The sequence below is a fragment of the Nonomuraea sp. KM90 genome (genome assembly GCF_052246675.1).
Lineage (GTDB): Bacteria > Actinomycetota > Actinomycetes > Streptosporangiales > Streptosporangiaceae > Nonomuraea.
The window spans coordinates 1-10,603 of the sequence record NZ_JBQQCB010000217.1 but is presented as its reverse complement, the minus strand read 5'-3'; the positions used below and the strand labels follow the sequence as shown (position 1 = coordinate 10,603).

Annotated in this window: 8 protein-coding genes; 7 read left to right on the top strand and 1 reads right to left on the bottom strand. The window is 74.0% G+C overall.

Annotated elements, in window-relative coordinates:
- From ACTWPW_RS61025 to ACTWPW_RS60995, 7 genes are all read left to right on the top strand, one after another.
- On the top strand, nt 1-501 hold a 501-nt coding region (locus ACTWPW_RS61025; protein WP_443174547.1), incomplete at its 5' end, for a hypothetical protein.
- 85 nt (nt 502-586) lie between these two features.
- On the top strand, nt 587-790 hold the full coding sequence (locus ACTWPW_RS61020; RefSeq protein ID WP_375112729.1) for a hypothetical protein: 204 nt from the start codon (nt 587-589) through the stop codon (nt 788-790).
- A gap of 217 nt (nt 791-1,007) precedes the next feature.
- Nucleotides 1,008-2,897 (top strand): TOMM precursor leader peptide-binding protein, encoded by a 1,890-nt coding sequence (locus tag ACTWPW_RS61015; RefSeq protein ID WP_443174546.1) that lies wholly within the window; start codon nt 1,008-1,010, stop codon nt 2,895-2,897.
- A gap of 8 nt (nt 2,898-2,905) precedes the next feature.
- A complete protein-coding gene (locus ACTWPW_RS61010) occupies nt 2,906-4,540 on the top strand; it encodes a SagB family peptide dehydrogenase (RefSeq protein WP_375112727.1) in 1,635 nt (544 codons plus the stop codon).
- A complete protein-coding gene (locus ACTWPW_RS61005; protein WP_443174545.1) occupies nt 4,537-7,251 on the top strand; it encodes a lantibiotic dehydratase in 2,715 nt (904 codons plus the stop codon). The genes ACTWPW_RS61010 and ACTWPW_RS61005 overlap by 4 nt, the downstream gene beginning before the upstream one ends.
- On the top strand, nt 7,244-8,242 hold the full coding sequence (locus tag ACTWPW_RS61000; protein WP_443174544.1) for a thiopeptide-type bacteriocin biosynthesis protein: 999 nt from the start codon (nt 7,244-7,246) through the stop codon (nt 8,240-8,242). Before ACTWPW_RS61005 ends, ACTWPW_RS61000 begins: the two co-directional genes overlap by 8 nt.
- Entirely contained in the window at nt 8,239-9,462 is a 1,224-nt protein-coding gene (locus ACTWPW_RS60995; RefSeq protein WP_443174543.1) for a hypothetical protein, read from the top strand. Before ACTWPW_RS61000 ends, ACTWPW_RS60995 begins: the two co-directional genes overlap by 4 nt.
- A gap of 26 nt (nt 9,463-9,488) precedes the next feature.
- Here the strand turns inward: ACTWPW_RS60995 and ACTWPW_RS60990 are convergent, their stop codons facing one another.
- Nucleotides 9,489-10,277, bottom strand: a complete 789-nt coding sequence (locus ACTWPW_RS60990; protein ID WP_443174542.1) for an AfsR/SARP family transcriptional regulator — start codon at nt 10,275-10,277, stop codon at nt 9,489-9,491.
- Nucleotides 10,278-10,603: the final 326 nt, after the last annotated feature.

Sequence of the window (10,603 nt, the reverse complement as noted above, 5' to 3'; positions counted from 1 at the left end):
GGTGCCGGTGCCGGTGCCAGGGTAGGCGACGGTGACGATGACCCGCGGCGCCTGGAGCGCGTGGCCATGCTCGTGCGCGAGGCCCGCGCGGACGGCTGCCGGATCACGTTCTACCGGGCGCGCGGCGTCGTCCCCGTCGCGATCGTGCGCATCACCGGCGCCGCCGGCGACGATCTCGTCGCACGGCCGGGACGGACGTGGCTGGAGGCGGCCGAGTCCGCGCTGCTCGCCATCGTGGGGACGCGCCGGCTCGCCTCGTCCCCGACGGGCTGGACGGCGACGTGCGCGCCCGCGGCTCCAGCGCTCACCGGGTTCCCGCTGTCGTCCCCGCTGTCGCCGGACGAGGAGCCCGATCCGGCCGGGACCATCGACGACGACCTGCTGATCGCCCGCCTGCGCCGGGCCGGCCTGCGGGCCGGGGCGGTCGTGCTGACCCCTCCGGACCTGGCGGAGGTCACGAACGTCGTCCGGGTCCTGCTGTTCCGCGACGAGAGGAGGTGAACGGCCGGCGCCCACGCCGGCCGAGAGCGTCACGCCCGTTCCGTGCAAGCAAGCAAGTGATCGTTCTGTACGAGAAAGGTAGACCATGAAATCTCTCAACCTGGAGCTGCTCGAGCTCGAGGCGGCCACGTTCGAGGTGGTCGACAGCCTCGACCCGTCGATGGACATGATGGTGGCTCCGGACGCGGTGGCCGGTGCGTGCAGCTCGTCGTGCAGTTGCTCAAGCTGCTGCTCGTGCAGCACCTCAAGCTGCTGCTCCACCAGCAGCAGCACCTCAAGCTGCGCCTGACGGCCCAAGGCTGCGGGCCAAGGCTTGTTGGCAAAGGTCCCTGGCCCGCAGCACCTTCCGGTCGCGCGACCCCTCACGAACCGGTCCGCCACGATCCGCCTCACCCCGCCACGGGCACCCCATGCCCGGCCATGCCCGCCCATGCCCGCCCATGCCCGCCCATGCCCGCCCATGCCCCCTGCCCGCCCGTACCCGTACGGAAGGTCCGCGTTCCTCGATGATTTCGACACATGAGACCCCCCTCGGACCGTCCCCCGCGGCCACCGCGGGGGAGTGGCTCCTGGCGGCGCTCGGCGAGCACGAGCCCGTCGTTGACGTCGCCGGCCTGGGCCTGCCCAGGGCGCTCCCCGCGGATCCCGCGGCCACGGTCAGCGTCCGCCTCGACGCTGAGACGATCATCGTGGCGGCCACCCCGGGCGGCGGCGGCCCGTGCCCCAGGTGCCTGGACCGCCGCTGGACCGGCTGCCGGTCGATGCTGGAGCAGCAGATCCTGGAGGAGGCGCGCGGGGTCGTCACCTCGGCGCCGGCCGCGCCGGCCCCGCACGTGGTCGCGATCGTCGCCGCGCTCGTCGAGGCGGCCACGGAGCAGACCGTGCCCGGCGCCGCCATCCAGCCGGTCTGGGAGGTCAGCACGCGCAATGCTCGCATCTCCCGCTACCGGCTGATCAAGGACTCGGCGTGCGAACGCTGCGCGGCGCCGTCGCCGGACAGCGCGGACGGCGCCCGCGTCCCGCTGGCCCCCGCGCCGGTGGCGAGCCCGGGGGCGACGCGCGGCCTGGCGCCGGAGGAGCTGCGCCTGCCGATGGACGCGCTGGCCAACCCGGTCTGCGGCATGCTGGGCCGGCCGCCGCTGCGCATGTACCAGGCCACCGCCACCGCCCCCGCCACGGGCCGGTTCCTCGTGCGCAGCAAGTACGCCTTCCACGAGTTGTACTGGAGCGGGCACGCCGAGAGCTACGCCAGGAGCGAGCTGTTGGCCGTGCTGGAAGGGCTGGAACGCGACGCGGGCCAGCGTCCCCGCCGCGTGGCGGTGGCGCGCCGCGCGCGGCCGGGCGAGCTCGACTCCCCGCACGTCGACATGGAGCAGTGCGGGCTCTACGACCCGGGCTTCTACCGAGCGCACGCCGACAAGTACGTCCCCTGGCACGAGAACCCGGAAGTCCCCTGGGTATGGGGCTGGTCGCTGCGCGACGACCGCGCCGTCCTGGTGCCCGAGCAGCTCGTCTACTACCTGGACCACCGCTCGGACCACCGCAACACGATCCAGGAGTGCTCCAGCGGCTGCGCGTCCGGCAGCTCGGTCACCGAGGCGGTCCTGCACGGCCTGCTGGAGCTCATCGAGCGCGACGCGTTCCTGATCAGTTGGTACGCCGGGCTCACACCGTCCGAGATTGACCTCGACACGGTGGCGCATCCCCTCGTGCGGCAGATGCGCGCACACGTGGACCTGATGGGCTACGACCTGCGGTGCTTCGACATCCGAGTGGACCTGCCCGTCCCCGCCGTGGGCGCGGTCGCCGTGCGGCGCGACGGCGGGTACGGGCGGTTGTGCTTCGCCGGAGGCGCGTCGCTCGACCCCGCCGACGCCGTACGGGCGGCCGTGTGCGAGGCCGCCACCTACGTCACCGGCTTCGACGACCGGGTCACCGCGTCGCTGGAGCACGTCGAGCACATGGCCGCCGACTACGACCACGTCGCCGAGTTGGCGCACCACGCGCTGCTGTTCGGCCTGCCGGAGATGGCGCCGCACGCCGACCACTGGCTCCGCCAGTCCCGCCGCGTCCCGCTCCGCGAGGCGTTCGCCGACTGGGAGGCCGCGCGGGCGCCCGTCACCGACCTGGCCCAGGCCGTTCGGGACCTGGTGGGCCTGCTCGCCGGAGCGGGGCTGGACACCGTGGTGGTCGACCAGACCACGCCCGAGCAGCGGGCCATGGGCCTGCACACCGTGGCCACGCTCGCGCCCGGGCTGGTGCCGATCGACTTCGGCTGGCGCAGGCAGCGGGTGCTGTCCATGCCGCGGACCCGCTGGGCACCCTACCGGGCGGGCCGCACGCCGCACCCCCTGCGGCCCGAGCAACTCCACCTCGTCCCGCATCCCTTCCCGTAGGAGAGACCGTGGTCAGTACGCCGAGCGACGCGGCGACCGCGCTGGACTACGCGCGCCGCGTGTTCGACCGGCAGCGCGTCCCGCTGCCTCCGCTGGGGTTCCAGGTCGACTGGGCCGACCAGCCGTCCAGGCACAAGCTGTACACCGACGTGGTCAAGGTGCCGCTGCCGGAGCCGTCGTTCGCGCCCCCGCACGCCGCGACCGACGCGGTCGTGCGGGCCGCGTGCGGGCCCGCCGCGGCGACGGCGCCGCCGCTCGGGGCGCTGGCCTCCCTGCTCGGGTGCAACGGGCTGGCGGACCGCCGCACCGAGCCGAACTGGAACGACGACAGCGACACCAAGCTCCGCTCCGACCGGGCGGCCTGGGCGCGGCCGACGGCGTCGGGCGGCGGCATGTACCCCGCCGAGAGCTATCTGGTCACCGGCCGCTCGGGGCCGCTCCCGCCCGGCGTCTACCACTACGACACCGCGCACCACAGCCTGGACCTGCTGTCGGACGGCGACCGCCGCCACGCGATCGCCGCGGCCACCGGCACGCGCGCGGAGCTGTACGTGATCGCCACCGTGCGCTTCTGGAAGAACGCCTTCAAGTACAACACCTTCAGCTACCACGTGGTCACCCAGGACGTGGGCGCGCTGCTGGCGTCCTGGCGGCTGGTCCTGGCCGCCCGGGGAGCGCCGGTCGAGCCGGTCCTGTGGTTCGACGAGCAGCCTGTCAGCGAGGTCCTCGGCGTGGACGGGCACGATGAGGCGCCGTTCGTCGTGCTGCCCCTCGGCCGAGCCGCCGCGTACGAGGCTCCGCCGGCGCGAATCGACGCGGGCCGGCCGCGTCCGGTATGGGAGGCCTCGCGCAGGGTGCGAACGTTCGAGCTGGTCAGCCGCGTGCACGCGGCCGCTCTGGTGGGCGACCGGCCGCGCCCGGCACCGCAGGCGGCGCGCTCCGGCGCGGCCCGCCCGCAGGGAGGCGGTCCCTTGGTACCCCTGCCGCGGCCCGTCCCCGCGGACGGCGATCTCGACCTGGGAGAGAGCCTGCGCCGGCGGCGGACGAGCTTCGGCCTGTTCAGCGGCGCGCGGCCGCTCGCCGCCGGGGACCTGGCCTGGGTGCTCTCGGCGGTCGCGGGCGCCGGCCTGGCCGGCACGGACGTCGCCCCCGCCCCCCGCGAGCATCCGTGGACCGGCCTGCACGTCATCTCCATCGGCGTCGAGGGGCTGGAACGGCGGGCCTACGCCTACGACGCCGCCCGGGGCGGCCTCGTCCCCGGCGGCCCGGTGGACGTCACCCGGCTGCAACGCCTGTACGCGCTGGCGAACTACAGCATCCCGGAGGTGGGCGCGATCCTCGTGGTCACCGGCCGGCTGGACGACCTCGTGGCGGCGTACGGGGCCCGCGGCTACCGGATGCTCAACATCGAGGCCGGCCACGCCGCGCAGACCGCCTACCTGGCGGCCACCGCACGCGGGATCGGCTGCGGAGCCGTGCTCGGCCTCGACAACCCCGGGGTGGACGAACTGCTCGGCACGGCCGGCACCGGCGAGAACAGCCTGATCTTCATCCTGCTCGGCCGCGAACGCACCCCCGGGCTCCGCTACGACCACGCCCTGTACGGCTTCGCAGCCGCCACGCGAGAAGGGACCACGCGATGACCGACGTCCTCCCGCATCCCCCGCCCCTCCTGGGCGCGGACGTGCGCCGCTGGCGGCTCGGCGAGGCGTTCCTGCTCCGCGTGGCCGGCCTGCCCGCGCAGGCCGCCGCCGAGCTGCGCACGGGCACGGCGACGGCGTGGGCCGAGCGGGTCCTCGACGGCGAGGCCGCCAGGGACGCGGCGGGCCGGCGGCTGCGCGAGGAGCTGGAGCGCGCCGTCGCCGGGCTGGACCGCGGCGACCCCTGCCGCGCCGCGCTGATCAACCTGCGCAGGGACGTCTTCAACGCCCGCCGTCCGCGCCCGGCCGTCCTGGCCGCCTCCGCGCCGCTGCTCACCCCGGACGTGGAGGCCCTGCTCGCGCGGTGGCGGCAGTCCATGGCCGCGCTGGACGACCTGCTGGCCGAGGGCGGGCCGCTGCTCGCCGCCGACGTCGCCGCCGCCAGGCGGAGGGCTCGCGCCGTGCTGGCCGACGAAGGGCTGCGCTGCGCGGTGCTGCTGCAGTCGGAGGTTCTGGAGCGCAGCATGGACCGCTACCTCGACCCGTCGAGGGCGCTGGACAAGAACGGCAGGCAGATCGAGCGGACCCTGCTGGAGCTGCTCTACCGCGCCGCGCTGAAGACCAGCCCGTTCAGCACGCTCACCGCGGTCGGCCTCGGGCGCTTCGCCTCCGGCGCCGGCCGGCCGCTGCCCGAGCCCGCGTCGTTGCGGCAGCGCTCGTCCGTACGGCTCAACGTCGCCGTGCTGGCGCGCCTGTCGGCCGCCATCCTCGCCGACCCCGGCCTGCGCTCGCAGATCGTCGTCACGCTGGCGCCCGGCGCCGGTGCCGACGGCGAGAGCATGCGGTACATCCGGCGCAGGACGATCGCCGGCACGGACACCGAAGCCGCCGTCTCGCTCGACGACGTGCACGAGGACCTGTTCTTCCTGCCGAGCGGGCCGGCGCTGGACGACGTCGTGGCCGTCACCAGGAACGCCAGGCTCACGCTGCGCGACCTCGCCGCCCAGGTGGCCGCCGCGGACGCCGGACGCACCCTGGAAGCGGTGGAACGGCTGCTCGGGCACCTGCTCCGGCTCGGGCTGCTGGTGGCGCCCGACCTCCAGATCGACCTGCGGGCGCCGGACCCGGCGGCGGCCTACACCGGCGTTCTGGCCCGGCAGCCGCACCCGGCGCTGCGGGAGGTCGCCGCGGTGCTCACGCGGGTGTGCGGGCTCGTGGACCGCTACCCGGCCACGCCGGCCAGAGAGCGGGCCGCCGTGCTGGACGAACTCCGCTCGCGGGTACGCGAGGCGTTCTCCCTGGTCGGGGCACCGGAGAAGGCGCTGCCCCGAACCCTGGTCTATGAGGACACCACGATCACCTTCGACGGGATGGAGACCGACAGGGCCGAGTGGGAGGCCGCGGCGCTGCCGTCGCTGGCCGCGCTCGCCGACATCCTGCCCGCCTTCGACCTGAGCCTGCCGCGGCGGCTGACCGCCCTGGGCTTCTTCCTGGCTCGGTACGGCGCCGGCGGCCGGTGCGAGGACGTGGAGCGCTTCTGCCACGAGTTCCAGCGCGACTTCTTCGCCCCGTACGCGGGGCGTCTACTGCGCAGGCGGCCCTTCGACGACGACAACGCCTATGTGCCGCAGGAGAACTGGTTCCGGCTCGCCGAGATCGAGGCTCTCGACAGGGCCCGCGAGGCCGCGTCGCTGTACCTGCGCGACGTGCCGGAGAACGCGGAGGAGATCCGGCTCGGCCCGGACTTCGTCGAGGCGGTGCGCGGCCACCTGCCGCCCGGCGGCCGGTTCGACCAGCCGTGGTCGTTCTTCGTCCAGCAGGCCGCCGGCAGGCTGGTGCTCAACCAGGCGTACGCGGGATCGACGCTGATGTTCTCCAGGTTCGCGCACTGTCTGGACGCCGGCGGAGCCGGCGCCCGGCACCTGCTGGCCGGGGTCCTGCGCCGGCACACGCCCGCCGGAGCGGTGCTCGCCGAGCTGCGTGGCGGCTACGAGACGACCAACCTGAACATCCATCCGAGCGTCACCGACCACGAGATCGTCTGCTCGGGTGACGTCAGCACGCGCCCGCCGTCCGAGCAGATCCCCCTGGACGACCTCGTGCTGGAGCACGACCCGCACGAGGGGCGGGTGAAGCTGGTGTCCAAGCGGCTCGGCCGCGAGGTGGTGCCCCTCTACCTGGGCTTCCTGCTGCCCATGGCGCTGCCCGAGGTGCAGCAGGTCCTGATGTGCTTCTCCCCGGCGGGCATGGCCCCGATCGACCTGTGGGCGGGCACCGGGCGGCCGGTGCCGGCCGACGGCGTCACCGCGTACCCGCGGCTGGTGCTCGGCGACCTGGTCGTGCAGCGCCGCATGTGGAAGCTGGCCCCCGCGGCGTTTCCGCTGCGCGATCCCGGCCACACCGACAGCGAGCACCTGCTGAGGGTGCTCAGGTGGCGGCGCGAGCACGGGCTTCCCGAGCAGGTCTTCGCCCAGGTGAACGGCCGCCGGGAGAACGGGCGGGGGCCGTCGCGCAAGCCGCTGCCCGTCGACTTCGGCAGCTGGCTGTCGCTGCGCCTGCTCGACCAGCTCGCCCGCGCCGCCTCGTCGCGCATCGTGCTGACCGAGTGCAGCCCCGGGCTCGACGAGCTCTGGCTCCGCGACGAGCACGGGCGCCCGCACGTCAGCGAATACCTGATCGAGCTCTACGACACGGCAAGGGAGCAGCATGGGTGACGAGTGGGTGGCGCTGCACGTCTTCTACGCCGGCGACACCAATCCCATCGTCGTCGAGGCCGTCCGCCCCCTCGTGCGGCGGCTCAGGGACGACGGCCTGATCGGCGGCTGGTTCTTCATCAAGTACTGGCAGGAGGGGCCGCACCTGCGCCTGCGGTTCAAGCCGGCGTCGCCGGCGGCGCGGGAGGAGGTCACCCGCCGGGCCGTCGGCGCGATCGAGGAGTTCCTCAGGCGCCGCCCCGCCCTGTACGAGACCGACACCGAAGGGCTCGCCGACCTGTTCAAGAAGATGTACCTGGCCGAGTACGGCGAGGAGAGCTGGAACGAGGAGTACGGCGCCGACGGCATGATGCCGTTCCGCCCGAACAACAGCATCGCCCTGCTGCCGTACGAGCCCGAGCTCGGCAGGTACGGCGGCACGACCGGCATGCGGATCGCCGAATGGCATTTCGAGCAGTCGAGCGACCTGGTGGCACAGCTCCTCGCCACGTCGAACCTGCATGTCCGACCTGTTCTGCTGGGCTCGGCCGCGCAGCTCACCCTGATCGCCGCCTACACGTTCCTCAAGGAGGACGCCGCGGTGCGCCTGTTCTTCCAGCGGTACAGGACCTTCTGGGAGGAGGCGTACCAGGAGCCGTCCAGCGACCAGCACGGGGCGTTCGACAGGAGCCTGGAGCTGACGCGGGACACTTTCGCACCCCGGCTGGCCAGGATCCGGGCACTCGCGGCGGGCGCCGCCGAGCCGTCCGGCATGGAACGGACCTGGCTGTCGCACTGCCGGGACCTGCGCGCCCGCGTGCTCGCCGCCGCGGACCGGGGCGAGCTGGAGTTCCCCGGCGGGACGCCGGGCCCGGAGGACCTGGCGACGGTGCTGCTCAGCTCCTACATCCACATGACGAACAACCGGCTCGGCGCCTCCATCCTGGACGAGGTCTACCTGTCGTACGTCGCCGAGCGCATCCTGGCTCCACAGCCGGTGAGCCCGGTATGACGGTCACCGGTAGCGACACGAGCGACGCCGCCTGGCTGGAGGACGCCCGCCCCCGGCTGAGGAGCGCCGTGCGGGTGGGGCCCGCCCTGGCCAGGGGCCCGGCCACCATCCACTATGTCGCCGACGCACAGACGCGCGCCTACTTCCAGGTGGGGCCGCGCGAGGCGTTCCTGATGGGGCGGCTCGACGGCGCCCGCAGCCTCGCCGACATCGGCGCCGAGTACGCCCGCCGCTTCGGCCGCAGGCTGGACGCCGCGCACTGGCAGCGGCTGCTCGGCCTGCTGGCCGACCGGCAGCTCCTCGACCCCGCCGGCCCGGACGAGCTGGCCCTGATCAGGGAGAAGGCGGAGCTGGCACGCAGGTCCGAGGGGCGCTCCGCGCTGCACCGGCGCATGCCGATCCCGGGCGCGGCCGGCCTTGTGCCGGCGATCGGGCGGCGCGCGGGCTGGCTGCTGCACCCGGCGGTGGCCGCGCCGCTGGCCGTGGCCGGGTTCGCGATCTGCGTGCTCGTCACGCTGAACTGGCCCTCGCTCTACTCGTCGGTGCGGCCGGAGTGGGCCCCGCTCGCCGCGCTCCTGGCGTGGCTCATGTACGCCCTGCACGAGCTGGGCCACGGCGTGGCCTGCCACCGCTACGGCGGCCTACCCACCCAGATCGGCGTCATGTGGCGCTTCCCGCTGATCGCGCCCTACTGCAAGGTCGACGACGTCGTGACGTTCCCCAGCGCACGACAGCGCGTGGCGACGGCGTTCGCCGGGATCTACGTCAACCTGGCCCTCCTGGTGCCGCTCGGCGCGTTGTGGCTGTGGGGGCCCGGCTGGTCGCGGCCCCCGCTCGCCGCGCTGCTGCTCTCCGGCGTCACCATCGTCCTGGTCAACCTGCTGCCGGTGCTCCGGCTCGACGGCTATCACATGCTCGAACACGCGACGTCCACCGCCGACCTGCAGGGGGAGTCGTTCCGGTTCGCCGCGGCGTTCCTGCGACACGGGCCCGCGGGGGTGCGGGCCTACCCGCGCCGGGCGAGGTGGCTGCACGCCTCGTACACGCTGGTGTCGGTGGCAGTCCTCGCGCCGGTGGCGTTCCTCGTCGTCCGGCTGTGGTTCGAGACGCTCGCGGGGCTGTGGGGGGCCACGGCGGCCGTGCTCCTCCTCGGCGCGGAAGCGGTCGTCGTCGGCGCTCTGCTGCGCTGGGCGGTGCTGCGCCGGCGGCGGCGCGCCTAGGTGCCGAACGCTATAGGTGCCGAACGCTAGGTGCCGAACGCGTACGGCAGGCCGGCGGGCCGGAGCGCGGCGCCGCCCTGGAGTATCCCGCGCTCCACGCCCTTGAGCACGGGGCCGGGCTCCAGCCCGAGCTCGTCCACGAACAGCCTGCGGGCCTGCCGGTACGTCGCCAGCGCCTCGGCCGTCCGGCCCGACGCGTGCAGCGCGATCATCAACTGGGCGCGCAGCCGCTCACGGAACGGCTGCTCGGCGACCAGCCGATAGAGGTCGGCGGTCACCTGCGAGCCCCTGCCTAGCGCCATCTCCAGATCGATCCAGTCCTCCTGCGCCGACAGCCGCCGCTCGGCCAGCCCGGCCGCCTCCCTGCGCATGACCCGGCCGGGCACGCCGGACAGCGGCGGCCCCTGCCAGAGAGACAGGGCCGCCTTGATCTGCTGGGACGCCTGCGCGAGCCGTCCCGACGCGGCCAGCCGCCTGGACTCGGCGAGCTGCCGCTCGAACAGCGTGACGTCGAGCCGGCACTCGTCGACGTGGATGGCGTATCCCGCGGGGGAGGCGGTGATCTCGGCCCCGGACATGCCGAGGTCCCTGATGCGCCGGCGGAGCATCCAGGCGCAGTTCTGCAACTGGTGGCGCGCTCCCTCCGGCGGTGTGCCCTCCCACACGGCGTTGGTCAGGGAATCCACCGGCACGGGACGGTTCGGGTTGAGCAGCAGCGCGGCGAGCACGACCTGCTGCCTGGGGCTCTTGATGATCATGTGGTGGCCGTGGCCGAGCTGGAGGGGGCCCAGGATCCGGAACTCGATCTGCGGCATCGTGCCTTCCCTTCGACGCGGAAGTCCACAACAGGATCAAGTGATCGTCCGCCCGCAACATCCGGGAAACTACGGAGCCTCCGGAGCCCCTGATCTCTCCGTAGTTTCCCGGATGTCGCCGGAGCCCCGCCGCCGGATCCTGTTCGTGTCTTCCGTACCGAAGGGACGGCGCGATGCTCTTACCTGGGCCCCTGCCTGGTTCCGCCGGGAGCCGGCCGCCCGCGCCGGTGCGCGAGCTCCCACCGTACTGGTGGTCGCCGGGTCTCACCTTGGCGGAGCGCCTGGCCCTGCCGGGCCGCCCGCCCTCCGCACGACCGGCGGCGAAC

Coding starts and splice junctions, on each gene's coding strand:
- ACTWPW_RS61005 (WP_443174545.1), top strand. CDS start 4,537: ATGACCGACGTCCTCCCGCATCCCCCGCCCCTCCTGGGCGCGGACGTG.
- ACTWPW_RS60995 (WP_443174543.1), top strand. CDS start 8,239: ATGACGGTCACCGGTAGCGACACGAGCGACGCCGCCTGGCTGGAGGAC.
- ACTWPW_RS61020 (WP_375112729.1), top strand. CDS start 587: ATGAAATCTCTCAACCTGGAGCTGCTCGAGCTCGAGGCGGCCACGTTC.
- ACTWPW_RS61000 (WP_443174544.1), top strand. CDS start 7,244: ATGGGTGACGAGTGGGTGGCGCTGCACGTCTTCTACGCCGGCGACACC.
- ACTWPW_RS60990 (WP_443174542.1), bottom strand. CDS start 10,277: ATGCCGCAGATCGAGTTCCGGATCCTGGGCCCCCTCCAGCTCGGCCAC.
- ACTWPW_RS61015 (WP_443174546.1), top strand. CDS start 1,008: ATGATTTCGACACATGAGACCCCCCTCGGACCGTCCCCCGCGGCCACC.